We start from the raw sequence: 26949 nt of genomic DNA, 5'->3' as shown, positions 1-26949 counted from the left end.
CGGCGGTTTTGGCGGACGTTCAGAAGAGATGGAGCCATGACGCGGGGCTGGCGCCTCGGCGCCGCGCGACTGCGGTGCAGAGCGGGTAAAGCAGGCCCATGCCGGCCAGCCAGACCAGAAGCCCGATGGCGTAGTCGGTGCCGAAAGGGAAAAAAACCGCGCCGATTACGGCGAACAGCCACAGATGGGCCAAGTAGAACGCCAATGGCGCGCGTCCGAAGGCTATGCACAATCTTGCCAGCCGGCTTTGGGGCGCGCGGGACAGGCAGCGGAACAGGCAGAGCGTGCCGCCCAGCATCGACAGGACGAATACCGGCGACGGCGGGTATTTGACGAGATTGAGAAATTCCCGCCACGACCCGTCGCGCGGCGCGCGCAGGTTGCCGAAGGTGCCGTGCCAGCGCAGCGCAAGGCCCAGCAGGAGGCAGGCGATGCCGATCCATAAGGACGCCTGTATCGTCCTGTCGGGGTGCCGGACCAGATATTGGCCGAAGAGATGGCCGAACAGCGCGATACCCAGCCATGGCAGCACCGGATATTCGACATAGAGTCCCCCCGTCTGCCCGGCCACCAGAGCCAGTCGGGCGAGCATGCCGACCGGCGATATCGGGCTGTCCGGCAGGAAGAGGGAAGGCGACGACACACAGAACGCGGCAACACAGGCCGTGGCGACAGGTCGCCTCGACAGGGGCCTGAGCAGGGCGAGCAGGAGGGTACACAGCCCCAATGTGGTCAGCACCGTGACCGGCAGCCAGATGGCCGGCCCCGCCCCCGGCCATCCTCCCGGAACGGCGCCGGTGCGGTCGCCATGGATGCCGACCAGCCATGCCGGCACTTCCACAAACCAGCTCAGTAGCACGAGAAGGACGCCGCGCACGGCTGTGTGCCTTCTCAGTCGTCCTGCGGACCAGTCTGTCCGGCGGGCGGCCAGGGTGTCTCCGTAGCGCGTCCATGCGCCGGCCCAGAATTCGACCGAATGGCGGCGCACGACCAGCGCGTTGACGTGGTCCATGGCCATGATCAGCATGATGGCGCCGCGGGCGGCATCGATGCCGGGGACCCGGACTGGCTGCGTCATGGGGCGTGGCCCGCAGGGGGCAGGAGGTCGAGAAAGGCATCGACCGCTTCGGTCAGCCGTTCCACCTCGCCGGTGGCCGCCAGTTCGAGGGTGGCGCCGCGCAGCATCGCGATCGTCATGCCGCCCAGCAGGCGTGCGGTTTCGGGCGATGCCCCCGCGTTGCTGAAGCGGGCGCTGATCGTGACCAGCCAGAAATGTGCGGTACGCCGCGCGTAATCGCCGAACAGGTCCGGATCGCGGGTGGCGATTGCGTACATTTCGTAGAAAAGGCAGAGGGTCGGCCGCATCTGGGGTTGGGCCAGGTACCGCCATGTCGCCTTGAAAATGCGTTTCGGATCGCCCTGCCGCGGCAGCGTCGCCTCCAGCGTGGCTCTCCCGGACTCGCGGATCGTGTCGAAGACGGTAGCGAGCAACTGCTCGCGCGAACCGAAATGATACAGGATCGTGCGGTGGCTGGTGCCGATTGCCGCCGCCAGAGCCCTGACGGAAAAGGCGGCCACGCCGTTTGCGACCACGTAGGCGATGATCTGTTCAAGGAGGCGCGGGCGCAGGTCGGGGTCCACGGGGCGGGGCATCGGCACAGCCTTGTTTTTGATCCACGTGGATCATTAACAAAACATGCCGGGTATCTGTCAACCACGCCGTGCCCCGTGGATTGACCCTGTGGATTGAAAAGACGTTGACGCCCATTCCGGCGACGGAGAACATGCCGCCATGTCGAAACTGGATCTTTCCCGCCCCTTCCTGCCCGTCCGTATCGCGGTGATGACCGTATCGGACACGCGCACCCTCGAAACCGATACCTCCGGCGCCTTGCTGGCCGAGCGGATCGTGGCCGCCGGGCATGAACTGGCGGCGCGCAGTATCGAACCGGACGATGTGGACCACATCGCCGGCTGCCTGAAGGAATGGATCGCCGATCCCGATATCGATGTGATCATCTCGACCGGGGGCACCGGGGTGACCGGCCGCGACGTGACGCCGGAAGCCTATGAGCAGGTGCTGGAAAAGCGCATCGAGGGGTTCGGCGAACTGTTTCGCATGCTGTCGTACCAGAAGATCGGGACCTCCACGATCCAGTCGCGTGCGCTCGCCGGCGTGGCGAATGGCACCTATCTGTTCGCGCTGCCGGGGTCGAGCGGGGCGGTGAAGGACGGGTGGGACGATATCCTGGTCTGGCAGCTCGACAGCCGGCACCGGCCCTGCAATTTCGTGGAACTGATGCCGCGCCTGCGCGAGCATATGCCGGCATCGCACGACTGAACGATCGACCATCGAGAACGGGGGGCGCAAGCCATGAGCGCGAAGAAAATCCTGCTGCTGGCGGGTGATTATGTCGAGGATTACGAGATCATGGTCCCGTACCAGGCATTGTCGATGCTGGGGTTTACGGTCGATGCGGTCTGTCCGGGCAAGAAGGCGGGCGAGCATGTGCTGACGGCGATTCACGATTTCGAAGGGGCGCAGACCTATAGCGAGAAGCCGGGCCATCGTTTTGCGCTGACGGCGGATTTCGAGCGGGTCGATGCGGCGGATTATGCCGGGCTGGTAATTCCGGGGGGTCGGGCGCCGGAATATCTGCGGCTGGATCAGCGGGTGATCGACCTGGTCCGGGCCTTTGCCGGTCGGCCGGTCGCCGCCGTGTGCCATGGGGCGCAACTGCTGGCGGCGGCCCGCGTGATCGAGGGGCGCACCGTGTCGGCTTATCCGGCCTGTCGGCCGGAGGTGGAACTGGCGGGCGGGGTCTATGCCGATATCGCGGTTGACGACGCGGTGACCGATGGGTGGCTGGTGACGGCGCCGGCGTGGCCCGCGCATCCGCGCTGGCTGGCGCAGTTCATCGCCGTGCTGGGCGTACAGGTGGCGATCTGATCGGTTCGCGGCCGCCCATGTCGTGTCCCGGCATTGGCATGGGCGGATAGCTGTGCATCATGGACGGGCAAGGGCGGCGTTTCGGTCGCCCGGTCATGCTTGGGAGAATTCCGTCTTGCGCACCCGTCATCTTCTGGCCCGCTCGGCGCTGGCCGTTGCGATCGCCACCGGCTTTGCCTCCGCCTCGTTTTCCGGCCCGCAGGCCCTTGCCGCCTCGCCGCCGGCGGCCAATGCGCCGCTGAAGCTGAAATCGCTGGCCATTACCGGGAACAAGCTGGTCTCGACCGACGAGATCCTGGCGGCGCTGCCGTTCCATCAGGGTGATACCGTGACCCGCGACCAGATCGCCGCCGGCGCGCAGGACGTGATGGGCGTGTATCAGAAGAAGAATGTGGGCGTGAAATTCGGCCAGAAGATGAAATTTGCCGGGGCCGCCGTCTATGTCGATTGGACGCTCGAAGAGCAGGCGCCGGAGGTGGTGCAGACCGCGCTGGTGGTCGACAAGATCGTCTTCGAGGGCAACAAGAAGCTGTCTGTCGCCGACCTGACCAATGCGACGAAGCTGCGCCCCGGATCGACGATCGATCAGGCGGCGATGGCGGCCGACCAGGCGGCGGTGCAGAAGGCTTATCAGGCGCATGATATCAGTGCGGCGATCCAGGTGGTGCCGTCGCAGGCCCCCGGGAGCAATCATGTCGTGCTGACGTATCAGATCAGCGAGAAATAATACGTGTATGGGCGGGGGACGGCTGTTGGCCGTGCCCCGCGCTCTTGGAACCGTGGCTGCTGCGGCGACCGCGTTGATCGGGACCATTCAGACGGCGGGGGCGCTGGTGGACCCGTCATATGAATCCTTTATGACATTGGCTGTCTGCCGCTTCGTTTCGCGCGCGGGAATGCGACACTGCCGGGATCGTTCATCGTGGCCCGGAGCATTTCTGCCATGTTTCAGATCAATCGACGTTCCTTTCTTTCCCTGACGGGTGGCTTTGCGCTGGCGGGTGCCAGCGGCGCGCGGGCGGCGGTGCCGAACCGGCCGCCGATGCGCGCGCATGAGCCGTTCACCTTTCTGTTCATTACCGACACGCATCTTCAGCCGGAACTGAACGCGCGGGGGGGATGCCACGCGGCCTTTATCAAGGCGCGCAGGGTGCCCGCCGATTTCGCCATTCAGGGTGGCGACCATGTCTTCGATGCGCTCGGCGTCAATGCCGCGCGGGCCACGATGCTGCTGGACCTTTACAAGCGCACGGCCGACGATCTGACGCTGCCGGTTCATCATACGATCGGTAATCACGATTGCTTCGGCGTTTATACCAAGAGCGGGGTGCAGCCGACCGACCCGATGTACGGCAAGAAATATTTCGAGGATAATTTCGGGCGTCTTTATTACTCATTCGACCATAAGGGCGTGCATGTGGTCGTGCTCGATTCCATCGGGATTACGGAGGACCGCATGTATGAGGGGCGGATCGACGCGCCACAGATCGCGTGGCTGGCCAATGATCTCGCCGCCCAGCCTGAAGGGATGCCGATTATCGTGGTGACGCATATCCCGCTGGTGACGGCCGTCCAGGATTATGCGGCCCCGCCGGAGACGCCGCCCAAGCATCATGGGATCAGTGTCGTGAATGCCTACGAGGTTATTCCCCTGTTCGACCGTTATAATGTCATCGGTGTGTTTCAGGGACATACGCATGTTCTGGAGCGGATCGACTGGCACGGTGTGCCGTATATTACCGGCGGCGCGGTCTCGGGTAACTGGTGGCATGGCACGCGCTATGGCACCCCGGAAGGGTTCATGGTCGTGGACGTTGCCAACGGGGCGGTGACGACGCGGTATGAGACCTATGGGTTTCGGACGGTCGATCCGAAGAATACGTGAGGAAAGCCGGTTTATGGGCTGAGGTCTGACCGCCTTGCCGACGCGGCCGCCCTCTCCGCGAGAGAGCGGCGTGCGTCTGTGGGGTGGGGTCAGTTCGGGTCGGTGCCCAGGATGCGGTGGTTCAGCATGGGGGTGATGTCGGGGTCCTTGCCGTAGAAGGCGCGGAACATCGGGCCGTAATCCTGCGTGTGGCCCTGGGAGAGGATCAGGTCGCGGAAATGCTGGCCGTTTTCGCGGGTGAGGCCGCCATGTTCGCGGAACCAGGCGAAGGAATCGTCGGCCAGCATCTGCGTCCACAGATAGGCGTAGTAGCCGGCGGAATAGCCGTTGGACCAGATGTGCAGGAAGTAGCTGGTGCGGTAGCGGGTGGGCACGAGGGCGGTGTTGAGGCCGGTCTTGTCCAGTGCCGCTTTTTCGAAGGCATCGACATCCTGCTGCGGGGCGCTGGCTGGGAGGGCGTGCCAGGCCATGTCGAGCTGGGCGGCCGCGATGAGTTCGCCCATGTTGTAGCCGCGATTGAAGGTGGCGGCTTTCTTGATCTTGTCGACGAGCGCCTGCGGCATCGCGGCGCCGGTCTTGTAGTGGCGGGCGTAGTGGGCGAAGACGGTCGGGTCGAGCGCCCAGTGCTCGTTGAACTGCGAGGGAAATTCGACGAAGTCGCGCGCGACCTGGGTGCCTGAGACCATCGGGTAGGTCTGGTTGGCGAACAGGCCGTGCAGGGCGTGGCCAAATTCGTGGAACATGGTGACCACGTCTTCGAAACTGATCAGGTCGGGCTGGCCGGCCGCCGGCTTGGCGAAATTGGCGACGTTATAGATGACCGGCTTCGTGCCCAGCAGCCTGGACTGGCCGACGAAGTTCGACATCCACGCGCCGCCATTCTTGTTGTCGCGCTTGAAATAATCGAAATACATCAGTCCGAGCGTCGAGCCGTCCTTGTCGAAGACTTCGAACACCATCATGTCGGGGTTGTAGACGGGGATGTCGGTCCGCTGTTTGAAGGTGATGCCGTAGAGCTGGGTGGCCGCGAAGAAGACGCCGTCGCGCAGGACCGTGTTGAGCTCGAAATAAGGCTTCACCTGATTTTCGTCGAGTGCGTAATCCTGTTTGCGCACCTGCTCGGCGTAATGCATCCAGTCCCAGGGCTGCAGGGTGAAGGTCTGGCCGTCCTTGCGGATGGTTTCCTGGATGCGGGCGGCTTCGCGGTCCTGCTGCGTGCGGGTGGCCGGAGCCAGTTCGGCGATGAAATGCTGCACGGCGGCCGGTGTGTCGGCCATCTGGTCGTACAGCACGTAGGATGCGAAATCGGGGTAGCCGAACAGGGCCGCTTTCTGTGCCCGGGCGTGGGCCAGGGTTGCGATCGTGGCGCGGGTGTCGTTGGCGTCGCCCTTTTCGGCGCGTGTCCAGCTCTGCTTGAACAGGGCCTCGCGCGTGGCGCGATCGGTCATGTCCGTGAGGTCGGGCTGCTGCGTCGTGTTTTGCAGCGGGATGACCCATTTGCCCGACAGCTTGCGGTCGGCGGCATTTTTCGCGAAGGCGGTGATGGTGCCGTCATCCAGGCCGGCGAGGGCGGCCTTGTTGTCGACGACCAGCGCGCCGTCGCGCGTGGCGGCCAGCAGTTTTTGCTGGAACGCCGTTTCCAGCGTGGAGATCTGCGTATTCAGGGCGCGCAGCCTGACCTGGTCGGCGGGGGAGAGCTTCGCACCGGCATGGACGAACTGCTGGTAATAGAGCGTGAGGACCTGTGCCTGTTCCGGAGTCAGGTCCAGATGCGCGCGGTCGTTGTACAGGGTTTCGACACGTTTGAAGAGCTTCGCATCGAGATAGATCGAATCCTGATGTTGCGAGAGCAGCGGGGCGATATCGCTCTGGGTCTTGTCCAGGGTCGGGTTGGTGTTGGCCTGATAGACGCCATAGAAGGTCAGCGACACGCGATCGAGCATGCGGCCCGAGCGTTCCATTGCCGCGATCGTGTTGTCGAAGGTCGGGGCCGCGTGGTTGTTTGCGATCCGGCGCATTTCGCCTTTCTGGATCGCCATGGCCTGGAGGAAGGCCGGCTTGTAGTCGCTGTCATGGATCACGTCGAAACGCGGTGCCTGGAGCGGAAGCGTGCTGGGACTTGCAAACGGATTGGGTGCGGCCATTGCGGCACCGGAAAGACCGGCGAGGGCGGTCGTGGCGACCAGCGCGCCGAAGCGGAAAAATCGTGTCATTCGGTAAGTCCTTGGAACCCAGGCGGCGCCGGACGGTACCGCTGGCGAAAGCCGGATGATCCGGCCGATAGGTATTTATAGGCAGGCCGGACCGGTGTGGGAACCCGCGCGGGGTGACAGGTGCGGGCTTGTTTGGTTGTGCTATCTAATATAGCATATTGCATATTTTGGTTCGATACCATTGCGTGTCGTGTGGCGTTCCGTTGCTCTGGTCTTCGGTCGGAGCCGCGTTCGTTCCATGAGGTCCCTTGGGTTGTTTTTGGAATTTCTTCTGGAGAACGCATGTTTCTGATATCTCGCCCTGTATATAGCAAATGCTATAATTATGAGTGTATACGTTGTCGTGGCGGATCTGGAGGCGCGCGTCTCCGGCTATGTGCGGGAGGGTGGCGGGCCGTCCTTGCCTGTCTGGTGGTCGGAACGGGCTGGCCGGGCAAGGGCAACGCATCGGCGGCGCCGGCGAAGGGAATTGCGCCTGCTGCGGTGGATACAACGCGGAGAGGAGATGTGCGGCAGAATGTCGCCGATGCCGCGCCGGAACGCTCTGCGAAGAGTGTGCGGGGCCGTGGCGTCGGTGAGGCGCGGGTTGCGGCGTCGGCACCGCCGGACGGTGGTGAGAGGGTCAATGTCGTGGGGTACCTCAATCGGGAGCGAGCCCGTATCTTCCCCGGTCTGGGGGCCGTCGATTACAGGATCGATCAGCGCCAGATCGCGGCCACGCCCCAGGGGCAGAATGCGGCGTTCAATCAGATCCTGTTGCGTGTGCCGGGCGTCGTGCTGGACAGTTATGGAGAGGTGCATGTGCGCGGCGAGCATGGTGGCCTGACCTATCGCGTGAATGGCGTGCTGCTGCCGGAAGGGCTCAACGGGTTCGGGCAGGAACTGGATACCCGTATCATCCAGTCGCTCGACCTGCTGACCGGCACGTTGCCTGCGCAGTTCGGCTTTCGCACCGCCGGGGTGGTGGATGTCACGACCAAGACCGGCGAGAGTCTGAAGCATAATCAGGTTTCGCTTTACGGGGGGAGTTACAACAGCTTCGTTCCGTCGCTCCAGTTCGGTGGGCAGAGCGGCAGGCTGGATTATTTCACGACGCTGTCGTTTACGCGCAATGCGATCGGGATTGAAAACCCGAGTGACACGTTTCGCGCTGTTCATGATGTGACCGAGCAGGAAAAGGCTTTTTCCTATCTGTCCTACCATATCGACGAGGCCAGCCGGGTGACGCTGCTGACCAGTGCGTCCTATGCCGATTTCGAAATTCCAAATTCGTTCAAGACGTTCGATGTGAACAGTCCCGATTACACGACCCTTTATGATGTGGCCGGCGTGGATCGTCACGATCCGGCCATGAACTGGGCCAGACTGGATGACAGCCAGACGGAGCAGAATTATTACGCGGTGCTCTCCTATCAACGGAGCACGGACAAGATGAATGTCCAGGTATCGCCGTATTTTCGGTATGGCCGTATAGATTATACGCCAGATCGGGATCGCGACCTGATTTATCAGGGGGTTTCGGAACATGAGGTCAATGACTTCACGACCGGCGGCATGCAGTTCGATCTGTCTTACGAGATCGCACCCCGTCATACCGTGAGGGCAGGCGTTCTGGGGCAATATACGTCCGAACGGCTGGATACGAATACGCTTGCCTTTCCCGTCGATGCGCGGGGGGTGCAGGCTTCCGACGTGCCGGTGCGCCTGATCGACAATACGGGGAACTGGTCGGTGGAGGCCGGGGCGTATATTCAGGACGAGTACAAGATTGCCCGTAACCTGACATTCAATTACGGGATTCGCTACGATCGGTTTGCGTCGTCCTTCGGCAATGAAGGCCAGTTGAGCCCGCGTGCGAACATGGTCTGGAAGCCGGCTGACGGTACGACCCTGCATATTGGTTATTCGCGCTATTTCGCGCCGCCTTCGCCGCAATATGTCTATCCCTCGACGCTGGCGCGTTTCGCGGGGACGACCAATGCGGCGGCGAACAGGATCGACGATGCGACGAAAGTTGAAAAATCGCATTATGTGGACGGGGGCATTCTTCAGAAGATCACGCCGGACTTTCAGATCACGCTCGATGCCTATGCCAAATGGGCGCATGACCTGACCGACCTTGGGCAGTTCGGTCGCGCGGTGATCCTGGCGCCGTTCAGCTACAGGCGCGGGCGTGTCTATGGCGCGGAATTCGGGAGTTCATGGCGGCATGGTCCGTGGTCGGTGTTCGGGAATTTCTCTTATGTGAAAACATCCGCGCGGGACATCAATTCGGCGCAATACCAGTTCGACATGGCGGAACTGGCTTACATCAAACGCCACGCGATCCAGTTGGATCATCAGGGGGAGTATACGGCGACGGCCGGTGCCTCGTGGACCACGGCGCATGACATGGCTTACGTTGATTTCGTATATGGCTACGGCCTGCGCAGCGGCTTCGCAAACCTTGAGAAGGAGCCGGAATACGACGTGTTCAATATCGGCTACGAACATCGTTTCACGAAGGTGCCGTTCGGGCATGACATCAGGGTTCGTGCCGATGTCGTCAATCTGTTCGACAAGCGCTACCAGCTTCGGAACGGGAGCGGTGTCGGGATCTATCAGGCGCAATACGGGCAGCGGCGGGGCACGTATTTTTCGGTCGTTACGGAATTCTGATCTTTTCCGACGGCAGAATGGCCCTCAGGGCGTGTTTTCGCAGCACGCGCGGAGGGCCTCGGCCACGCGCTGCCGGTCGGGCTCGGGCAGGGGAAGGATCGGCCTGGGTGGCGTGGCCTCGGACAGTCCCAGGTGATTGAGTGCGGCGTAGGCGACGCGGAGGCTGCCGAACGCACGGAAAAGCGCCCATAATGGCCGGAGTTTCTGGCTGTAATGCAGAACCGTGGCGTGGTCGCCGTTTTGCGCGGCGGTGGTCAGGGTGCGCGCCAGGTGCGGCAGAAAGCCGCCAAGGACGCTGAACCAGCCGTCGTATCCCGCCAGCAGGGCTTCGGCGGCGATCCAGTCGCCGCTACAGCCGATTGCCAGTTTGCCCACCGGGCCGGCCCGGAGCCGGGAGAGTTCGTCGGCGAGGGTGCCTTCGGGTGGAGGGGGCATCTTGACGGCGGCGATGTTGGGGACGTCCGCCAGTCGTTCGAGCAGTTCCATGCCGAAGGTGAAATGGGTGGTGCCGGGGTTGTTGTAGATGCACAGCTTCAGGCCGGTGGCGCCGGCGACCGCCACATAGTGCTGGTATGCCTCTTCCTGCGTCAGGGGCGTGTAGGAAACCGGAGCCATCAGCAGGCCGTCGGCGCCTTCGGCCTCGGCGTCGCGCGCGAGGGCCTGAGCGTCGTCGGTGCGCAATGTACCGATGCCCACGATCAGGGGCGTGCGGCCGCTGACGCTTTCGACTGCGGCAGCGATGGCCCGGCGCCGTTCGGCGCGCGTGAGATAGGCATAGGTGCCGGTGCTGCCGAGCAGGCCGATGGAATCGACCCCGGCCGCCGAGAGATACGTCGTCAGGCGGGCGACGCCTTCGACATCCACGGTTCCGTGCGCGTCGGCCGGTGTGATCGGGAAAGCGGACAGGCCGTGGAAGATCGACATGCGCGGACTCGGTCTCGGAGAGGGGATATTACAGGTGGGCGGTAGCGACCGAGGGGCGGTTGAGCATGGACATCAGCTCGCGCCTTGTATCGGAATTGCTGCGGAAGACGCCCAGCATGCGGCTGGTGACCATCGAGACGCCGGGGCGGTGGACGCCGCGCGTGGTCATGCACTGGTGGCCGGCTTCCAGGATCACGGCGACACCGTGCGGTTGCAGCACGTCGTTGATCGTGTTGGCGATCTGTGCCGTCAGGCGTTCCTGGATTTGCAGACGGCGGGCGAAGGCATCGACGACGCGGGCCAGTTTCGAGATGCCGACCACCCGCTTGCTGGGCAGGTAGGCGACATGGGCGACGCCGATGATCGGCACCATATGGTGTTCGCAATGGCTTTCGAAGCGGATGTCGCGCAGCAGGACGATCTCGTCGTAATCATCGACCTCGGAGAAGGTGCGCGACAGGATGGCTGACGGGTCCTCGCCATAGCCTTCGAAGAATTCCTCGTAGGAGCGTACGACGCGGCCGGGCGTGTCCAGCAGCCCTTCGCGCGACGGGTCCTCGCCTGCCCAGCGCAGCAGGGTGCGGATCGCATCTTCCGCCTCCTCGCGGGAGGGGCGCAGAAGGGGGGCCTGGGACATTTCGGTCATGAATCCTGTCTTCGGGGCGAAGCGTGCGCGGCGCGTTAGTGGATGATGGCGGGGTGGTAGGGGCAATCCAGGCTGAAGGGGGGGACCTGGACGTCGAACGGCTGGTGCGAGCGGGTGTCGATCATGTGGTAATGGCCGCGCATGAAACCGGTCGGCGTCTGCAGGCCGGTGCCCGACGTGTATTCGAAGACCTGGCCGGGTTCCAGCACCGGCTGTTCGCCGACCACGCCGTCGCCGTGGACATGCTCCATCCGGCCGGTGCCGTCCATGATTTCCCACGTGCGGCGCAGGAGCTGGACCGTCTCGCCGCCCAGATTCTCGATCCGGATGCGATAGGCCCAGGCGAAGCGGTGTTCCTCGGGCGTGGACTGGTCGTCCAGCCAGAAGGTCTGCACGACTACGCGGATCGCGTTGGTGGTCGCCTCGTAACAGGGGGCGCCTTCCATGGCCTCCGCCAGAGCGGCATCCGGGTCCGGGGGCATTCCCGGCGGTGGCGGTCTGTCAATGGCCATGGCGTGCTTCCCGTTGGTTCAGCGCGACCGCAGGGCCGCGAGGCCGCGATCGAGGTCGTCTTTCAGGTCGGCGATATCTTCCAGGCCGACGGAGAAGCGGATCGCGCCGTCGCTGATGCCCAGACGCGCGCGTTCCTCGGGGCCGATCTTCATGTGCGTGGTGGTGGCCGGGTGGGTGACCATCGAGCGGGCGTCGCCCAGATTGTTGGAGATCGCGATCAGGCGCAGGGCGTTCATGAAGGCGAATGCGCCTTCCTTGCCGCCCGCGACCTCGAACGCCACCAGCGTGGAGGCGTCGCTCATCTGGCGTCTGGCCAGTTCGTATTGCGGGTGGTCGGCGCGGCCGGGGTAGAAAACGCGGGTCACGCCCTCGGCAGCGGCCAGATGGTCGGCGACTGCCGCGGCATTCTCGGTCATTGCGCGCACGCGCAGCGGCAGCGTTTCCAGGCCCTTCAGCATCACCCACGCGTTGAACGGCGACAGGGCGTTGCCGGTGTTGCGGGTGAAGGGTTGCAGCGTTTCGGTGATCCAGTCGCGGCGGCCCAGCACCGCGCCGCCCAGCACGCGGCCCTGGCCGTCGATATGCTTGGTGCAGGAATAGACGACCACGTCGGCGCCCAGTTCCAGCGGCTTCTGGTAGAGCGGGGTGGCGAAGACGTTATCGACCACCACCAGCGCGCCAGCCTTGTGTGCGAGGTCGGAGATTGCCCGGATATCCAGGATGTCGAGCATCGGGTTGGACGGGCTTTCCAGCAGCACCGCCGCCGTCGGGCGGGAGAGGGCGGCGGCCCAGGCATCCAGGTCGTGCCCGTCGACGAATTCGGTTTCGACGCCGTAGCGCGGCAGCAGGTTGGCGACGATCCAGTGGCAGGAGCCGAACAGAGCGCGCGACGCCACGACCCGGTCGCCGGCCTTGACGTGCGACAGCAGGGCCGAGGAGACGGCGCCCATGCCGGTGGATGTCGCGATGCAGGCCTCGGCGCCCTCGAGGTCCGCCAGGCGGGATTCCAGCGCCGCGACGGTGGGGTTGCCGAAGCGGCTGTACTGGTAATGGACGACATCGCCGGTGAAGGTGGCCTCGGCTTGCTCGGCATTGTCGTAGACGAAGCCGGAGGTGAGGAACATCGCCTCGCTCGTCTCGCCGAAGGGCGTGCGCTCGACGCCCGCATGCAGCAGGCGGGTGGCGGGCCGGTAGGTGGAGTCGTTACTCATCGTCAGTTCCCGGAACAAAACCGTCAGGAGGTCGAGGTTGGGAGCGTCTGGGTGACGAACCGGTTCCATGGCCCCGCGTCCTGACGCGGCAATCCGACCGTGGAAACCGTGACGCCCGCGGAGTCTGGCGGTGTCAGGCCTCTTTAGCGCGTCTGTTTAACCTCGTCGCAAGCCGGCCGATCCAAATCCCGAGGGTCCGTTGGTCCCATGGGGGCTATCGGACGACAGGGTTATTGCGGATCGGGGGGGCGCTCGTCAACCATAGTGGGGCGGCGGCAGTTGTGGAGCAACTCAGCGGATTGCGTCGGGACGTGCGGTGAGGTATAGGGCTGAACGCGACGCGGGTGTAGTTCAATGGTAGAACGGCAGCTTCCCAAGCTGCATACGAGGGTTCGATTCCCTTCACCCGCTCCAGAATCTCTGAAAAAATACGCGCTGATACAGTCATCTTTCTGTTTTCTGTGCGCGGCCCGTCCGGGTCCCTCCGCTTCGATGCAGTCGGGCTTGCGGCTCAGTCCTTGTGGGTGGCGACGAAGAGTGTGCCGTTGGCGTCGATCCAGCCGCGAAACATGCCTTCGGTATTGAATTCCGCGCTGATCGTACCCGCCTGGTCGATGGCGATGATGCCGCCGCCGATTCCATGTGGCGTGAAGGCCTCCTTCAGGATTGCGCTGGTGACGTCGGCGAGCGGGCGGTGCTCGTAACGCATTCGCGCCGCGATTTCGTGTGCCACGACATGGCGGATGAACTGTTCACCCTGTCCGGTGCAGGATACGGCGCAGACGCCGTTCCGTGCGTAGGTGCCGGCGCCGATGATGGCGCTGTCGCCCACACGGCCGACCGCCTTGTTGGTAAAGCCGCCGGTGGATGTGGCGGCTGCGAGATTCCCGTTGCAATCCAGTGCGACCGCGCCGACCGTGCCGTGCTTCTCGCTTTCGCTGGCGAAGGTGCCCAGTTGATCGTGCGCGCGCATTGTTGCCAGGGCTTCTGCCCGGCGCGGCGTGGTGAAATAGGATTGGGGCATTGTTTCCAGCCCGTGGGCTGCGGCGTACGCGTCGGCGGCCGGGCCGGCGAGCATCATGGGAATCTTCTGCTCCATGAGTTGTCGGGCCAGGCGCACAGGGTTTCGTACCGCCTGGGCGCCCGCGACGGCGCCTGCCTGAGCAGTTGCCCCGTCCATGATCGAAGCATCCAGTTCATGTTGTCCGGCGGCGTTCAGCGCGGCGCCGTGCCCGGCGTTGAAATGCGGGGAATCCTCCAGGACCGTCACGCAGGATTCGACGGCCGAAACGGCGGAGCCGCCTTCGGACAGAATCGTATATCCGGCTTCAAGAGCCTTGCGGATGTCTGCGCGTGCGTTGGTCCATTCCGCCTCGGACAGGAGGGCGCGGGACATGACGCCGCACCCGCCATGGAGGGCGATGACGGGGCGGCGGGGCGATGTCGTGGTCATGATGTCTTTCCGTTCGATTGGGCCATGCACCAGGTGGCCACTTGCTCGTGTGTGGCGAACCAGACATCGCCTTTCCGCCGGGCGGCTTCGAGCAAGGAGGCGATGACGCCTATGCGGCTACGGTGGCCGCTGATGTGTGGGTGCAGCGTCAGCAGAAACAGGCCGCCTTCGTCATGAGCGCCCTGGAATTCGGCCATGAAGATGTCCAGCACATCGCGCGGGGCCGTGTATGGGCGCAAGGCCGAGAAGCGGTCGAAGTTGAAATAGACGGCGTCGTCCCTGATCCATTCGGGCGGCAATTCGGCGACGCCGGTGGCTTCTCCGTCCTGCATCAGTTCGTATGGATCGTCATCGGCCATCAGGCTGCTATCGTACAGCAGGCCCATCTGGCGGATGATGGGCAGGGTAGCGACCGAGAAATCCCAGCTTGCCGTGCGGATGCCGACGACCGGGCTGCGGCTGATATCCTGCAGTACATCGCGCGCGCGCGATGTCAGATCCATCTCGGTTTCGGCGTCTAGGTGGGTATTGCGCTCGTGAATCCATGAATGGATACCGATTTCATGCCCGTCGGCGACGATGCCGCGCAATTCCTCGGGGTAGAGGAGGGCTGAAACGGCCGGGTAGAAAAAAGTTGCCGGAACCCCGTGGCGTTGCAGCAACGCTCGGATGCGTGGCACGCCGCGACGGTTGCCGTAATGGCCCTGGCTGATCCGCATCGGGCTTTCGTCGCCATCGCGGAGGGGGATCGTGTCGTGGTCCGCATCGAAAGAGATGGCGAAGGCGCAACGTGCGCCGCCCGGCCATGTCGCGGGATGCAGCGAGCGCCCGGCCCGGGCACGCCCGACGGCCGCGCGCCAGCGGCTTTCGGGCCATCGCCAAGGAGGGAGGGGCGCGTCGGAAGGCATTGTCATGGCAGGATTTCCGGAGGCGTTTCGTCGGTGGAGGGGGAGGTGAGAAGGGCACGGCGCCAATGTGCGTCCATCCTGCGGGCGAAGGGGATGAACAGCGCGGAGGCGAGTGCGACGATGGCCGCGAGTGCGGCGAGATTTCCGAACAGATGGGTATAGCCGGCGGTTGATGCTGTGCCGGTGCCTGCTGCTCCATAGGTGGCATCGGTGGCGACGAGGCTGCCGAGATAGCTCGCAAGGCCGCCGAGGACGGAAAAGCAGCCCATCAGTCGACCGACCGCATCGGGTGGCGCGTAGCGAGCGATGACGGCGAGGCCGAGGGCCGCGATCAGGAGTTCGCCCAGAGAGAACAGTGCATATCCCGCAACCATCCACCAAGGAGAGACCGGGCCAGCCGCTCCTGCCAGGGCGGCCGTGCGCCACAGGATGAAAGAGCCCGTCAGCAGCACGAAGCCGCACAAGAAGCGGATGGGAACGGAAATAGGGCGCCCTTTTCGCGCCGCGCTATGGTACAGCGCGGCAAGGCAGGGGGCGAAGATGAGGATCCAGAGATTGTTCAGCGACTGGAACTGGCCGGGCTGCACGATCCAGTCCATGCCCGCCATGTGGATGGTGCCCGCGACATGGTCGCGCGCGAAGCCGGTAAGGGACGTTGCGATCTGCTGATTGAACAGGAAGAACAGGATAGCTTCGGCCTGGAGGGCAAAGGACAGTTTGAGGCCCGCGCGCCAGGCCGGTGCCGCGCGCCGGTAAAGCACGATCCAGATCAGAAGAATGGCGGTGGCGGCGATCCAGATGCAGGTTCGGGCCAGGGTCGGGTAATGCAGCAGCGTGAACGCGGCGCCGATACCGGCGGCGAGCAGCAGCCACAGGCGGCGATCTGCCGCGCCGGTCGGGGCGGGCGTGGTGGCCGGCAGTGTCAGCGAGACGGCGAAGCCTGCCCAGAGCACGGCGGAGGAGACGCCGAAGCTCGCCTGCCAGCCGATATGCACGGCGAGGAAGGGGATGGCGAGGGCTGCGATCGTCGCCCCGATATTGATGGACATGTAATAGATGGTGAACACGATATCGAGCCGGTCATCGCCGTCGCTGAAGGCATGACGCAGCAGGCTGGTGATGTTGGGCTTGAAGATGCCGCCGCCGCAGACCAGGACGGCCAGTACGAGGGAGATGCCAGCCGCGCCGCCCACGCCGCTGGCTAGCCCGGTATAACCGGTGGCCAGAAGCGCGAGCGCCACCGCGACGGTGCGCCGGGCGCCCAGGATCCTGTCGCCAAGCCAGCCGCCCAGAACGGGTACGCCGAACATGAGGGCGCTGAACGCGCCCCACAGCATGATGGCGCCCTGTTCCGATAGGCCCATGGTTTTGACGAAATACAGGATCGAGACACTTTGCAGACCATAGAAACCGAACCGTTCGCACAGTTCGAGCGTTGCGATCCGCAGGAAGATGCGTCGGCGGGCTTCCATCACGTCAGAACTTGGCGCTGACGGAGCCGAAAAACTGGCGGGGGGAGCCTGCCAGCAGGGATTGGCGGTCGCCCTCCAGGGGGAAGCCCTGTTCACCCACCGTGGAGATGTATGGCGTGTTCAGTAGGTTGTAGACATCGAACGAGACCGAGAGGTCGCGGAAAATGCTCTGCTGGCCGAAGCTGTAGCGTGCGCCGATATTGGTCATCCAGAAGCCGGGTACACTGGTGTCGTTCGTGTAGCTGAGATAGCGCCGCGAGATGTAGTTTGCATCGAAATGCGCGGAGAGCCCGTGGTAGCTGTAGATCAGGCTCGTTTTATACATGAACTGGGGATAGGCGGGAACTTTCTTGCCTTGCAGGTGATAGAGCATGCCCGCGGAGGTGATGTTGTTGTCGTAGGTCGAGTGATTATAGCTGATGCTGTTGTCGATCGCGAGGTGGCGGACCGGACGGATCACGACGTCGGCATCTACGCCGTTCATGGTCACGCCGCCGAGATTGCCGACGGTCGAGGTTGGATTGACCAGCGAGCCGGAGGCCATGAGGCCCAGGCGGTTGGTGAAGTTGGAGCGGTAGGCGTCGACCGAGGCCGATACGACCTTGCCGTAATAATGATAGCCGACGACGTAAGTCCAGTTCCGTTCAGGATGCAGTGTCCGGCGCGCGACGTCGAATGCCGCCTGGTTCTTGACGCCCCATAGCGAGGGCACGCTGCCTGACTGGTAGCCTTCGTAAGTGAAGGCGCGCATATTTTCGGCGACGTCGAAATAGATTTCGTGATTCTTGAGAAAATGCCAGTCGATGTTGACGTGCGGCAGGAATGCAGCCGACGAGGTGACGCTGCCGTTCGGCAACTGATCGACGTGGGTATAGGTAGTGTTGTTTTCGTTCGCGCCGCCGGCCGTTGTGACGACCAGCGACTTGAAACCACCCGTGATCGCGAGGCCGGGCAGGACGTGATACGTGTCGGTGAGGTGATACTGGACCGTGTTGGTGTTGAAACCCATTCCCCAGACTTGGGCGAACGGACCACCATAGGTGTTGAACGGACCGACGGCACCGATCGGAGCGCCCTGACCCAGAACGGGCTCGGAATAATAATATTTACCGATATTGTATGCGTTGTTCTCGAACCATACACCTGTGCGCAGAACGTTGTTTCCGTATGTGTGTGTCATCTCGGTTGTGAAGCCGAGGCGCCGGACCTGCTCGGGGATGGCCATGAACGACAGAGGAGCGCCAGTCGGCGAGGCGACGTAAGGGTTGGCCCAGGTCGAATATTCCTGACTGCCATGGCCGTAGAACAGGGTCTTCCAGCGGATATGATGGCCCATGTCGAAATCGAGCGTCAGGCCGCCCAGATAGTCGCGTTCGGCCTGTCCGCCATTGTAATAGGCGGCATCGGCGGGATCGGACAGCGACGTGAAGGACGCGGGGTAGATACCCTGGGCGGCCAGGTAGGCGGTGCGATAGTCGGGTGCGTAATTGTCCAGACGTTGGCCGACCTTGTGCAGCAGTTCGAGCGACAGGTCCTGATACTCGTACTGTGCGAGGTCGCTCCAGTTGAAAAAGGCCTTGATGCTGCTGTTGTCGCCGATCGGCTGGACGATCTTGGCGTTGACCTGCTGGGTGAACTGATCACCATAGCCCTTCCACTTGTCGCCATCGACGCGCATGTAGGAGATGTAGGCCTTCGTGCCGAAACGGGTGAATGTGCCAGTGTCGCCTTTTACATAAGTGCGATAGCTGTTGTAGCTGCCGAACATCTGAGAAATGATGCCGCCAGCCTTGTCGGCCGGATCGGCGGAGTAGAATTCCATCGCGCCGCCGAGTTCACTGGTCGATGGAAGTGTGACGTCTCCGCCGCCCTGGCTGAGATTCATGCGGGCGATATTGTCCTGCGTGATCGCCGAGTTGACGTCGAGGCCGTTATATTTGTTGTAAGACTGATCGCCGAGCGGAATGCCGTCGAGGGTGGCGCCGAGCTGGCTCTGGTTGAAGCCGCGTACGTAGAACGATTTGGAATAGATATCGAGACCGAGCGGATCGTTCGACACGAAGTTCGCACCCGTCAGGCTGCCAAGAATCTTGAGTGGGCTGGTGCCGGCGACGAATTTTTCCATGTCTTTGCGGGACACGTCGGTGATTGCGCTGTGGGCGGCCCGCAGGGCGGCGGTGACCATGACGCTTTCGTTCTTTGCCGCGGAATCGGTGTGTGGATGCTCCGAGCCGGCGTGCGGCTTCTGGCGAGGATGGGCATCCGGTGGCGTCGCGGCCAGGGCGGTCGAGGACAGCAGCATGAAGGCTGCGGCGCCGAGGGGGGTCATCTTTCTGGTGAACATATGCGTGCCTGCGTCTCCGTTGCGTCATGTCGGGTCGTCGAGTCCGCCGGCTGGTCATTCATTGACCGGAACGAACCGTTATCGGATTAAGCACACAATATGTTACTCTGCAATGATACAAGATGGACAAAATGGCCGATTTTAGCATCCTTGTATGTAACAAGTTTCCATTCTAATATGTTCGTGCAGATCGGGCCCAGTCGGAATGCCGTCGTGACGGCCCGGTTGTCGGCCGGCAACGGGGAGGATGGGTCATTCGACAGGACAGCGCCAACCTCGACGCGCGAGGGCAGGAAGAATTCGAGCGTCTGGACGTAACCCTTTTCCGGATCGACAGGACACTCGAGTTGCCCATTGGAACGCAACTCAAGGGGCAGATCGAATATGGTATCGGCCTGGGTGTCATCCGGCCGGGCCAGCGCTTGCCTCCGGTACGCGAACTGGCCGAGCGGCTGGGCATTTCTCCGGTGACGGTGGGGCAGGTCTATGCCGAACTCAAACGTGGCGGTGTGTTGCGCGGACGGACGGGGGCGGGGACTTTCGTTGCCGACCTGATGGCAGGATGGCCTACGCGCGGTGGACGCAGTTCGGAGATTCAGTCGTCCATCGATGCGCTGGTCACCCGTGCCCGAGCGCTGGGGTTGAGTACGAGCGAGGTTCTGGGTCTGGTCAGCGCGCGGATGGAGGGCGGTGGTCTGGGCGTGCCGCCACCATCGGTGATGGTCGTCGGCAATTTCATGCAGACCACGATTGCCTATTGTCGGCAGATGGAACGGCTGAGCGAAAGAAAAGTACGTTTTCTGCCGACGACCATCACGCAGTTGCAGACCAATCCTTCGGAACGGCAGCGTGTTGACTTGTGTCAGATGGCTGTGACATTTGCTCACCGGCGTGCGGAAGTCGCGCGTATGCTGCCCGGGTTGGGTGTGGCGGTCATCACCTTCATTCCGTCGATGGAGACTCGGATGAAGCTGGCGCAGATCGATCCGGGGAGTCGCGTTGTTCTCGTCGTCATCAATCCGGAATTTGCGGGGTCGATGAAAGCGGGGGTCGAGCAGTTCGCTCCCCATATCACGGAGCCTGCCGTCGTTCTGATTGATGCACCGGAATGCCAGGATCTGATGAAGAATGCCGACGTGATTGTCTATGCGACCGGCGCGGATGATCTCGGCCTGAAATTTCCCGATGAATCGGTCTATTTCGAGTATCAGCACACGCCCAACCCCCATGATGTCAGCCGCCTGATCGCGGAACTGACCACACGGCGGCCATAAAGGGCGCATGTTACAGGAAGAATCATGAATTTACGCGAGATGAACTGGATGCAGGTCGAGGCCTATCTGGAGGAGGATGACCGCATCGTCGTTCCGCTCGGTTCGACCGAGCAGCATGCCTATCTAAGCCTGTTCACCGATGCGATCCTGGCCGAGCGTGTGGCGCTTGAAGCGTGTGCGCCACTGGGCGTACCGGTCTGCCCTGTCGTTCCGTATGGCATGACGCCGCGCTTTCTGGCCTATCCCGGTACGATCTCCCTTCGCAGTGAAACCTATCTTGCTCTCCTTGAGGACCTGCTCGCCAGTCTGCATGGCCAGGGATTTCGGCGTTTCGTGTTCGTGAACGGCCATGGGGGCAATAGCCCGATCTGGCCGGCGCTTTCCTTGTGGTTTGAAGAAAAACCTGATTGCAGAGCGTTGTTTCATGACTGGTGGCGGTCTTCAGAAACCTGGCGTCTCGTCATGGAGACCGATCCGGTGGCGATGCATGCGTCCTGGATGGAGAATTTTCCGTGGACGCGGATTGCCGGCATTGCCCAGCCCGACGGCGAAAAGCCGGCCATCAGGCCGGAGCAACTGCATGATGCGACGCCGGAAATGGCCCGGGACTGCCTCGGTGACGGTAATTTTGGCGGGCGTTACGAGCGTGCGGACGCTGAAATGCACGCCATATGGAGCGTGGCGGTTGAGGAGACGCGGCGGATCGTTGCGGCGGTCTGAACGTCGGCCAGCATCGGCGCCATGGCGGCAAAACTATTGTTGTTGCTGTCGCTCGGGATGTCGGGCCTGGAAGCGTTCGATGGATTGGCGCAGGTCGCTGTCTGACGCGGCAGGCATGGTGTCGTGGTAGGTGGTGCCGTTCCAGACCCAGCGGTCGGTACTGTCCACGATCAGGTCGCGCATGCCGCCGTGGCTGCGGCGGGACAGGGCGATCGGGCCGCTGACCGAATCCAGCACCTTGACCCAGTCCTTCCGGTCGCGCCGCAGATAGACCGAGGTGGCGCAGCCGGCCGAGCCGCAGAGATTGGCCGATTGCAATTGTACGAACAATGCCGTGTCTCCGGCGTGGGTCGAGAGCGGGGCGGAGCCGACCAGCACTACGGGGGTATCGCCCTTCTTTACGGCCGCCGCGAGGTCGGACTGGTTCAGGGTGCGGGCTGTCTGGTCCAGCGCGCCGCCGGGTTGCTGGGCCAGGATGACCGGGTCGCCGCTTTCGGTTGTGGCGGATGGCTGGTGGCGGGGGGCGGAGAGAGCGGCGGGCGCGTGGGCCAACGCCATGGCGGCGGCCAGCGTGGCGAGGAAGCGGGTATGACGGGGTGGGCGAATCATGCGATGGGGTCCGTCGGTTCGCGGGCGGCCTTGAGGGCTGCCTGGGGAGAGGCTGGCTCCGGATCGAGATCCGGAGCACCGTGAGGGTAGTAACGCATGAACGAGACCGAAAGGACACGGCCGGGGTTTTACCGTCATTATAAAGGCGGACTGTACACCCTGATCTGTGTCGGCCGGCATTCCGAGACCGAGGAATGGCTGGTGACCTATCGCAGCGAAGCGCGCGGCGATTACTGGGTGCGGCCGCTGGCCATGTGGGTCGAGGATGTGGACGGCGTGCCGCGTTTCAGCCCCGTACGCGACGCAGCGGGCTGAAAGACGCGGCCTGTTGCGTTTTTGAATCGGTCGCCGCACCATCGCGTCATGTCACGACTCTCCCTTATCTGTGCCCTGGCTGCCGGGCTGACCCTGTCCGGTGCGGCTGTCGCCGCGCCCTCGTCCGATGCCGCGTCGCGCGCGTTCGTGCTGCTGGATCGTGATCCGGCCCGGCTGGAGGAATTGCTGCGTGCCATGCCCAAGGGGGCGGACCTGCATAATCATCTGGCCGGCGCGATTTATGCCGAGAACATGCTGGATTGGGCGGCGCAGGACGGGTTGTGCGTTTCGCCCGCGCAGGGGCGGATTCTCAAGGGCGCCTGTGCACCGGATGAAGCGGGGCGGGTTCGGGCCGCCGAACTTGCCGGCAAGCCGGATCTGCGGGCCGACATGATCGATGCGCTGTCGATGCGCGATTTCGTGCCGACGGCTTCGGACCGGTCGGGGCATGACCATTTCTTTGCGACGTTCGGGCGGTTCGGAGCCGTGCAGGCCGCCCATGGTGGCGATATGCTGGCCGAGGCGGTGACGCACGCGGCCGGCGATCATGTGCTGTATCTGGAATTGATGATCTCGCCCCAGCTTGGTCCGGTGGCGGGGCTGGGGGTGCGGCATCCGTTGCAGGGCGAGGCTTTTGCCGAGGCCGATCGCGCCATCGCCGCCGAACTGCCGGCGCTGGTCGGGGCGGCGCGGCAGGAGGTCGATGCGATGGAGACGCGGATGCGGGCCGTGCTGCATTGCGGGACCGCGCAGGCCGCGCCGGGATGCGGGGTGGCGGTCCGCTATCTGTACCAGACCATCCGCACCATGCCGCCGGCCATGGTCTTTCCGCAGCTTGATTTCGGCTACGCGCTGGTCAAGGCCGATCCGCGCTTTGTCGGCGTGAATATCGTGGCGCCCGAGGACGACGCGGTGGCGATGCGGGATTATGGCCTGCATATGCGCATGTTCGGCTGGCTGGCGGCGCGCGATCCGGGGGTGAAACTGTCGCTGCATGCCGGGGAACTGGCGCCGGGGCTGGTGCCGCCCGAAGGGTTGCGGGACCATATCCGGCAGGCGGTGGAGATCGCGGGCGCGCGGCGGATCGGGCATGGGGTCGATATCCTGCATGAGGACGATCCGGACGGGTTGATGGCGGAAATGGCGCGGCGCCGGGTGATGGTGGAGATCAACCTGACCAGCAATGACGTCATTCTCGGCATTGCCGGGGCGGGGCATCCGCTGAACGCCTATCGCGCGGCGGGGGTGCCGGTGGCGCTGTCGACCGATGACGAGGGGGTGTCGCGCATCGACCTGACGCATGAATATGCGCGGGCGGCGACGGTCTATGCGCTGGATTATGCCGCGTTGCGGGACCTGTCGCGTTCCGGTCTGGAATATGCCTTCGTCCCCGGCGCCAGTCTGTGGCGCGGGGTGGCGCCGTTCCGCATGGTCGCGGCCTGTGCCTCCGTGCCCGCTGGGGCGGTGCCTGACGCGGGGGCGTGCCATGATTTTCTGGCCGCGAGCGAGAAGGCGCGGCTGCAATGGACGCTGGAAGCGCGTCTGCATGATTTTGAAACCACGATGATCCGCGCGGCGGGGCGGAATGCGTCCGCCGTGCCCGTGCGCGCGAAGGGGCATGGACCGGCATGAGGACAGGCATAATGCGGAAACGGGCGGGGCGACGGCTGGCGGTGGTGTGTCTGCTGGGGACAATGGTCGCCGGCGGTGCGGTCGCGGCGCGTGCGGAGCAGATTCCCGTGCGCGTGGTGGTGGTGACCACGTTCGAGATCGGCAAGGATACCGGCGACACGCCGGGCGAGTTCCAGACCTGGGTGGAAAAGCTGCCTCTACGGCAGGAACTGCCGGCGCCGGGTACGTGGCATGGGGTGATGCGTTACAATCCCGACTTGCAGGTGCTTGGCATCGCCAGTGGCGAGGGGCCGGAACATATGGCCTCGGCCATCACCGCGCTGGTGCTGGACCCGCGTTTCGACCTGCGGCGGGCTTATTTCGTACTGGCGGGCATCGCGGGGATCGATCCCAATTTCGGATCGGTCGGCGGGGCGGTGTGGGCGCCGCGCATCGTCAATGGCGGGCTGGCGCATGCCGTCGATGCGCGCGAAATTCCATCCGACTGGCCGGACGGCTATACGCCGGTGCAGGGCAGCACGCCGACCGACAGCCCCGTGCCGCCCCTGCATTCGCTCTCCGGCGACATGGAATATACGCTCAATCCCGCGCTGGTCGCCTGGGCGTATGATCTGACGCGCTCGGTGACATTGCCCGACACGCCGGCGCTGAAGGCGATCCGGGCGCGCTATGTCGGGTATCCGCAGGCGCAGAAGCCGCCGGCGGTGCTGCTGGGCGATACGCTCTCCAGCGAGACATTCTGGGTGGGTGCGCGCATGAATCGCTGGGCCGAGCGCTGGGTCGGCTACTGGACCGGGGGCAAGGGCACCTTCGCGACCACGGCGGAGGAGGATGTCGGCCTCATGCAGGCCCTGACGCTTCAGGCCCAGGCGGGGCGGGTGGACCCGGACCGCGTGCTGGTGCTGCGAACCGCCAGCAATTTCGACATGCCGCCGCCCGGCGAGACGGCTGCCCAACTGCTGAAATCCGAGGCCAGCGAAGGCGGGTATTCGGGCTATCTGCCTGCTGTGGCCGCCGCCTATCAGGTCGGCAGCGTCGTTGTGCGCGAACTGGCGCTGCATTGGGACCGCTATGGGGAGCACACCCCGGGTACGCCGCCCGCGCAGGGGCGGTGACGCCGCACCTGTCAGGTTTTCCGGGGGCGGGGAGTCCTCATGGTGATCGGCATCGCCACTCCGGCCTGGAGAAGGGTTACGCCTGAGCGCCTGGGCGGGCTGCGATCCGGGCGAACCAGGCGTGCAGGGCAGTGGCCTCGTCGGGCAGGGCCAGCTTCAGCCGGGCGCGCGCGAAATCGAGCGTGACGAAGGCGGTGATGTCGGCGATCGAGAAAGCCTCGCCCGCGACATGGGACGTGTCGCGCAGGCGGACATTCAGGTCGGTCATGAAATCGGCCAGTCTCTGACGGCCGCGCGTGGCGAGGTCGGGGATCTGCGCATAATTGTGCGGACCGACCAGGGCGCGCCCCGCCAGCCCCGGCAGGCTGTTGCGCACGGCCTCCATCGCGGCAAGATAGCCGTCATTTTCCATGCGGCGGTCCCACATGCCGATGACGGCGCGATGCTCCGCCGTGTCGCCCATCAGCGTGGGGGTGGGGTGCCGATCTTCCAGATAGCGGCAGATGACGGGTACCTCGCTGATCGCGGTGCCGTCGTCCAGTTCCAGCACCGGAACGATGCAGGCGGGATTGAGGGCGCGGAAGGCCGGTGCGAACTGCGCGCGTTGCGCCAGATCGACCGTGACGGTCGGGATCGCCAGCCCTTTCTCGGCCATGAAGAAACGGACACGCCGTGGGTTGGGGGCCGTGGGGTAATCGTGCAGTTTCATGATAATGCCCCACCCGGCTGGCGAGTGGGCGGTGAGGTCGATCGGTCGCGGATGGTCGCGAGCACGCGGCGGCGGATCAGGCCGCTGACGGGTCGGATCAGATACCAGTAGGGCGTGAAGCGGCTCCTTGCGTGGGCCGTGGCGCACAGCACGCGGGTTTCGGTCGTCAGGCGGCGGGTGGGTCCGGCACCGGGCTGGAGCGTGAAGCCGATGACCAGCTTGCAGACATCGTCCGTGCGCGGGGCGCGAAAGGCGTCCGCCGACGGGATGTCGTGCAGCCCGTAATCCGCCTGCCAGAAGGCACCGATCAGGCCGTAGACCAGAGCCGCGTCGCCCCGCCGCTCCAGCAATGTGAAGTCGGAAATGTCCAGAGGCTGTTGCCGTGTGTGGCCGAGCAGCCGGGCGGGTATCTCCCGCAGGCGGATGGCGGCGCGGATCAGCGGATCGTCCTTGTTCCGCCACGCGGCGGCCATGTCCATGATGCGGTGGGCCGGAGCGGCGATGTCGATCGTGTGCCGCTCGCTGAAATCGAAGCGCGGCAGGAAATCATCCAATGGGCTCATCGCTTTTCCGTTCTCTGTCCGGGGGCGGCGCGCCGGGGAGTCAGGGTCGGGCTCTGCCCGAACCCGGCAAGGGCCTCGGCCCTTGCATCCCGATGCGTTGGTCAGGCGCGGTGGGTTGGCGTCAGCGTGGCCAGCTTGCGGCGATGCGCTCCGCCAGATCGTTCAGGATCGCCTGGGTCAGGGTCGCGACCTGATCGTCGGTCGCGGCGGGGCCTTGGCGGGTCAGGCTGGCGCGCTGGTGCAGCAGGGGCTGGCGTTCGTCATGCGGGACGATCGACCAGTCGGCCACGAGCGATGCCGTGCCGTCATGCGCGATGTCGAGGCGGCTGATATTCACCGCGAGGCGCCAGGTCGCGGGCAGGACCTGCGGCTGGTCGGTCACGAACAGGTCGGTGCGGCTTTCGGCCAGTCGCGCGGTAATCAGGTCGGTGGCGCCGAGCGACAGGCGGCTGGCCCAGCGGCCGGTGGCGCTGCGTTCGATCCGGTTGCCGTCGCGGGCGATCAGATCCTGGCCATCGAGATAATCGGGCAGGGTGACGCGGGCGACCGTGACGACCGGCGTCGTCGGGGTGACGCTGCCGACCGGCACCGCGCCCGTGGCGATGGCCGGCGCGCCCAGCGTGTAGAACCGCACCGGCGGCGAAGCGCACGCGGCGACCATGGCCGGTAGCAGCAGGGCGAGCAGGCGTGCTGAAGCGCGAGGTGACAAAAACCGCTCTGCCAGCCGGGCTGCCGAGCGCGAGTGCCGCGCAGCGGCCCGCCCGGCGGGGGTCCGCGCGCATCGCAGCGGAGCGGGCCTGCTGGCCGGGCGCAGCGCAGCGCAGTGGACGCGCGG

Annotated in this window: 25 protein-coding genes, 1 tRNA gene and 1 riboswitch; of the genes, 11 read left to right on the top strand and 15 right to left on the bottom strand. The window is 64.2% G+C overall.

Translation table 11 applies throughout. The features are described from left to right. Positions 1–19: 19 nt before the first annotated feature. Positions 20–1078, bottom strand: coding sequence for a hypothetical protein (locus tag ABF821_RS07105; protein ID WP_415529534.1), 1059 nt, complete (start codon positions 1076–1078; stop codon positions 20–22). Next, positions 1075–1653 (bottom strand): TetR/AcrR family transcriptional regulator, encoded by a 579-nt coding sequence (locus ABF821_RS07100; protein ID WP_182972161.1) that lies wholly within the window; start codon positions 1651–1653, stop codon positions 1075–1077. Before ABF821_RS07100 ends, ABF821_RS07105 begins: the two co-directional genes overlap by 4 nt. A 139-nt stretch (positions 1654–1792) precedes the next feature. Between ABF821_RS07100 and moaB the strand changes: the two genes are divergently transcribed. The 4 genes from moaB (at position 1793) to ABF821_RS07080 (ending at position 4835) form a co-directional block, all read left to right on the top strand. Further along, positions 1793–2341 carry a molybdenum cofactor biosynthesis protein B gene (moaB, locus tag ABF821_RS07095; RefSeq protein WP_182972160.1) on the top strand — a complete coding sequence of 183 codons (549 nt, stop codon included), beginning with the start codon at positions 1793–1795 and terminating at the stop codon, positions 2339–2341. A gap of 33 nt (positions 2342–2374) precedes the next feature. Next, positions 2375–2950, top strand: a complete 576-nt coding sequence (locus ABF821_RS07090; protein ID WP_415529533.1) for a DJ-1/PfpI family protein — start codon at positions 2375–2377, stop codon at positions 2948–2950. A 115-nt stretch (positions 2951–3065) separates the two neighbouring features. Beyond that, the gene (locus ABF821_RS07085) at positions 3066–3677 is read left to right on the top strand and encodes a POTRA domain-containing protein (protein ID WP_415529532.1); all 612 of its coding nucleotides are present in this window, start codon (positions 3066–3068) and stop codon (positions 3675–3677) included. A 216-nt stretch (positions 3678–3893) separates the two neighbouring features. After that, positions 3894–4835, top strand: a complete 942-nt coding sequence (locus tag ABF821_RS07080; protein WP_415529531.1) for a metallophosphoesterase family protein — start codon at positions 3894–3896, stop codon at positions 4833–4835. 89 nt (positions 4836–4924) lie between these two features. Here the strand turns inward: ABF821_RS07080 and ABF821_RS07075 are convergent, their stop codons facing one another. Beyond that, on the bottom strand, positions 4925–7048 hold the full coding sequence (locus tag ABF821_RS07075; RefSeq protein WP_415529530.1) for a M3 family metallopeptidase: 2124 nt from the start codon (positions 7046–7048) through the stop codon (positions 4925–4927). A 507-nt stretch (positions 7049–7555) separates the two neighbouring features. On the opposite strand from ABF821_RS07075, the gene ABF821_RS07070 reads away from it, so the two are divergent. Continuing rightward, positions 7556–9706 (top strand): TonB-dependent receptor, encoded by a 2151-nt coding sequence (locus ABF821_RS07070; protein ID WP_415529529.1) that lies wholly within the window; start codon positions 7556–7558, stop codon positions 9704–9706. A 24-nt stretch (positions 9707–9730) separates the two neighbouring features. Here ABF821_RS07070 and ABF821_RS07065 read toward each other — a convergent pair whose 3' ends face one another. Genes ABF821_RS07065 through metZ form a run of 4 tightly spaced genes read right to left on the bottom strand, consistent with a single transcriptional unit; the run spans position 9731 to position 13000 of the window. Further along, complete coding sequence (locus tag ABF821_RS07065; RefSeq protein WP_415529528.1) at positions 9731–10630, bottom strand: dihydrodipicolinate synthase family protein; 900 nt, start codon at positions 10628–10630, stop codon at positions 9731–9733. 28 nt (positions 10631–10658) lie between these two features. Beyond that, complete coding sequence (gene folE, locus ABF821_RS07060) at positions 10659–11267, bottom strand: GTP cyclohydrolase I FolE (RefSeq protein ID WP_114726690.1); 609 nt, start codon at positions 11265–11267, stop codon at positions 10659–10661. A gap of 44 nt (positions 11268–11311) precedes the next feature. Further along, positions 11312–11788: a Co2+/Mg2+ efflux protein ApaG gene (gene apaG, locus ABF821_RS07055; RefSeq protein WP_415529527.1), complete on the bottom strand. Its 477-nt coding sequence runs from the start codon at positions 11786–11788 to the stop codon at positions 11312–11314. Positions 11789–11806: 18 nt separating this feature from the next. Next, positions 11807–13000 (bottom strand): O-succinylhomoserine sulfhydrylase, encoded by a 1194-nt coding sequence (metZ, locus tag ABF821_RS07050; RefSeq protein ID WP_415529526.1) that lies wholly within the window; start codon positions 12998–13000, stop codon positions 11807–11809. Between the two features lie 122 nt (positions 13001–13122). Then, positions 13123–13203, bottom strand: a riboswitch (SAM riboswitch). Between the two features lie 137 nt (positions 13204–13340). On the opposite strand from metZ, the gene ABF821_RS07045 reads away from it, so the two are divergent. Then, positions 13341–13414, top strand: a tRNA-Gly gene (locus tag ABF821_RS07045). A gap of 97 nt (positions 13415–13511) precedes the next feature. On the opposite strand, the gene ABF821_RS07040 is transcribed toward ABF821_RS07045, so the two are convergent. Genes ABF821_RS07040 through ABF821_RS07025 form a run of 4 tightly spaced genes read right to left on the bottom strand, consistent with a single transcriptional unit; the run spans position 13512 to position 19135 of the window. Further along, positions 13512–14453 carry an isoaspartyl peptidase/L-asparaginase family protein gene (locus tag ABF821_RS07040; protein WP_415529525.1) on the bottom strand — a complete coding sequence of 314 codons (942 nt, stop codon included), beginning with the start codon at positions 14451–14453 and terminating at the stop codon, positions 13512–13514. After that, positions 14450–15367 carry a polysaccharide deacetylase family protein gene (locus ABF821_RS07035; RefSeq protein WP_415529524.1) on the bottom strand — a complete coding sequence of 306 codons (918 nt, stop codon included), beginning with the start codon at positions 15365–15367 and terminating at the stop codon, positions 14450–14452. The genes ABF821_RS07040 and ABF821_RS07035 overlap by 4 nt, the downstream gene beginning before the upstream one ends. Continuing rightward, positions 15364–16833, bottom strand: coding sequence for a peptide MFS transporter (locus tag ABF821_RS07030; RefSeq protein WP_415529523.1), 1470 nt, complete (start codon positions 16831–16833; stop codon positions 15364–15366). Before ABF821_RS07030 ends, ABF821_RS07035 begins: the two co-directional genes overlap by 4 nt. A 4-nt stretch (positions 16834–16837) precedes the next feature. After that, positions 16838–19135, bottom strand: a complete 2298-nt coding sequence (locus ABF821_RS07025; RefSeq protein ID WP_415529522.1) for a TonB-dependent receptor domain-containing protein — start codon at positions 19133–19135, stop codon at positions 16838–16840. Positions 19136–19524: 389 nt separating this feature from the next. On the opposite strand from ABF821_RS07025, the gene ABF821_RS07020 reads away from it, so the two are divergent. Beyond that, positions 19525–20451, top strand: a complete 927-nt coding sequence (locus ABF821_RS07020) for a GntR family transcriptional regulator (RefSeq protein WP_182972150.1) — start codon at positions 19525–19527, stop codon at positions 20449–20451. A gap of 24 nt (positions 20452–20475) precedes the next feature. Further along, on the top strand, positions 20476–21171 hold the full coding sequence (locus tag ABF821_RS07015) for a creatininase family protein (RefSeq protein ID WP_182972149.1): 696 nt from the start codon (positions 20476–20478) through the stop codon (positions 21169–21171). Between the two features lie 33 nt (positions 21172–21204). Here ABF821_RS07015 and ABF821_RS07010 read toward each other — a convergent pair whose 3' ends face one another. Continuing rightward, positions 21205–21780 carry a hypothetical protein gene (locus ABF821_RS07010; RefSeq protein ID WP_415529521.1) on the bottom strand — a complete coding sequence of 192 codons (576 nt, stop codon included), beginning with the start codon at positions 21778–21780 and terminating at the stop codon, positions 21205–21207. A 96-nt stretch (positions 21781–21876) separates the two neighbouring features. Between ABF821_RS07010 and ABF821_RS07005 the strand changes: the two genes are divergently transcribed. The 3 genes from ABF821_RS07005 (at position 21877) to ABF821_RS06995 (ending at position 24842) form a co-directional block, all read left to right on the top strand. Beyond that, complete coding sequence (locus ABF821_RS07005) at positions 21877–22095, top strand: DUF1653 domain-containing protein (protein ID WP_415529520.1); 219 nt, start codon at positions 21877–21879, stop codon at positions 22093–22095. Positions 22096–22143: 48 nt separating this feature from the next. Continuing rightward, the gene (locus ABF821_RS07000; protein WP_415529519.1) at positions 22144–23727 is read left to right on the top strand and encodes an adenosine deaminase family protein; all 1584 of its coding nucleotides are present in this window, start codon (positions 22144–22146) and stop codon (positions 23725–23727) included. Positions 23728–23789: 62 nt separating this feature from the next. After that, complete coding sequence (locus ABF821_RS06995; protein ID WP_259654688.1) at positions 23790–24842, top strand: purine nucleoside permease; 1053 nt, start codon at positions 23790–23792, stop codon at positions 24840–24842. 76 nt (positions 24843–24918) lie between these two features. Here ABF821_RS06995 and ABF821_RS06990 read toward each other — a convergent pair whose 3' ends face one another. The 3 genes from ABF821_RS06990 to ABF821_RS06980 form a co-directional block, all read right to left on the bottom strand. Next, positions 24919–25551, bottom strand: coding sequence for a glutathione S-transferase family protein (locus ABF821_RS06990; protein ID WP_415529518.1), 633 nt, complete (start codon positions 25549–25551; stop codon positions 24919–24921). Continuing rightward, positions 25548–26114 carry a hypothetical protein gene (locus tag ABF821_RS06985; protein WP_415529517.1) on the bottom strand — a complete coding sequence of 189 codons (567 nt, stop codon included), beginning with the start codon at positions 26112–26114 and terminating at the stop codon, positions 25548–25550. The genes ABF821_RS06990 and ABF821_RS06985 overlap by 4 nt, the downstream gene beginning before the upstream one ends. Positions 26115–26235: 121 nt before the next feature. Beyond that, positions 26236–26949, bottom strand: a 714-nt coding sequence (locus tag ABF821_RS06980) for a membrane integrity-associated transporter subunit PqiC (RefSeq protein ID WP_415529516.1), incomplete at its 5' end; no start/stop codon positions are given.

Origin of the sequence: Gluconacetobacter sp. (genome assembly GCF_047721585.1) — a bacterium.
Classification (GTDB): domain Bacteria; phylum Pseudomonadota; class Alphaproteobacteria; order Acetobacterales; family Acetobacteraceae; genus Gluconacetobacter; species Gluconacetobacter dulcium.
Note: the sequence above shows the minus strand (reverse complement) of the source record. Positions and strands in the feature narration are given on the sequence as shown.

Bases quoted from the DNA above. Each gene is read 5' to 3' on its own strand.
- ABF821_RS07105 (WP_415529534.1), bottom strand. From the start codon at position 1,078: ATGACGCAGCCAGTCCGGGTCCCCGGCATCGATGCCGCCCGCGGCGCC.
- ABF821_RS07100 (WP_182972161.1), bottom strand. From the start codon at position 1,653: ATGCCCCGCCCCGTGGACCCCGACCTGCGCCCGCGCCTCCTTGAACAG.
- moaB (WP_182972160.1), top strand. From the start codon at position 1,793: ATGTCGAAACTGGATCTTTCCCGCCCCTTCCTGCCCGTCCGTATCGCG.
- ABF821_RS07090 (WP_415529533.1), top strand. From the start codon at position 2,375: ATGAGCGCGAAGAAAATCCTGCTGCTGGCGGGTGATTATGTCGAGGAT.
- ABF821_RS07080 (WP_415529531.1), top strand. From the start codon at position 3,894: ATGTTTCAGATCAATCGACGTTCCTTTCTTTCCCTGACGGGTGGCTTT.
- ABF821_RS07075 (WP_415529530.1), bottom strand. From the start codon at position 7,048: ATGACACGATTTTTCCGCTTCGGCGCGCTGGTCGCCACGACCGCCCTC.
- ABF821_RS07065 (WP_415529528.1), bottom strand. From the start codon at position 10,630: ATGTCGATCTTCCACGGCCTGTCCGCTTTCCCGATCACACCGGCCGAC.
- folE (WP_114726690.1), bottom strand. From the start codon at position 11,267: ATGTCCCAGGCCCCCCTTCTGCGCCCCTCCCGCGAGGAGGCGGAAGAT.
- apaG (WP_415529527.1), bottom strand. From the start codon at position 11,788: ATGGCCATTGACAGACCGCCACCGCCGGGAATGCCCCCGGACCCGGAT.
- metZ (WP_415529526.1), bottom strand. From the start codon at position 13,000: ATGAGTAACGACTCCACCTACCGGCCCGCCACCCGCCTGCTGCATGCG.
- ABF821_RS07040 (WP_415529525.1), bottom strand. From the start codon at position 14,453: ATGACCACGACATCGCCCCGCCGCCCCGTCATCGCCCTCCATGGCGGG.
- ABF821_RS07035 (WP_415529524.1), bottom strand. From the start codon at position 15,367: ATGACAATGCCTTCCGACGCGCCCCTCCCTCCTTGGCGATGGCCCGAA.
- ABF821_RS07030 (WP_415529523.1), bottom strand. From the start codon at position 16,833: ATGGAAGCCCGCCGACGCATCTTCCTGCGGATCGCAACGCTCGAACTG.
- ABF821_RS07025 (WP_415529522.1), bottom strand. From the start codon at position 19,135: ATGCTGCTGTCCTCGACCGCCCTGGCCGCGACGCCACCGGATGCCCAT.
- ABF821_RS07015 (WP_182972149.1), top strand. From the start codon at position 20,476: ATGAATTTACGCGAGATGAACTGGATGCAGGTCGAGGCCTATCTGGAG.
- ABF821_RS07010 (WP_415529521.1), bottom strand. From the start codon at position 21,780: ATGATTCGCCCACCCCGTCATACCCGCTTCCTCGCCACGCTGGCCGCC.
- ABF821_RS07005 (WP_415529520.1), top strand. From the start codon at position 21,877: ATGAACGAGACCGAAAGGACACGGCCGGGGTTTTACCGTCATTATAAA.
- ABF821_RS07000 (WP_415529519.1), top strand. From the start codon at position 22,144: ATGTCACGACTCTCCCTTATCTGTGCCCTGGCTGCCGGGCTGACCCTG.
- ABF821_RS06995 (WP_259654688.1), top strand. From the start codon at position 23,790: ATGGTCGCCGGCGGTGCGGTCGCGGCGCGTGCGGAGCAGATTCCCGTG.
- ABF821_RS06990 (WP_415529518.1), bottom strand. From the start codon at position 25,551: ATGAAACTGCACGATTACCCCACGGCCCCCAACCCACGGCGTGTCCGT.
- ABF821_RS06985 (WP_415529517.1), bottom strand. From the start codon at position 26,114: ATGAGCCCATTGGATGATTTCCTGCCGCGCTTCGATTTCAGCGAGCGG.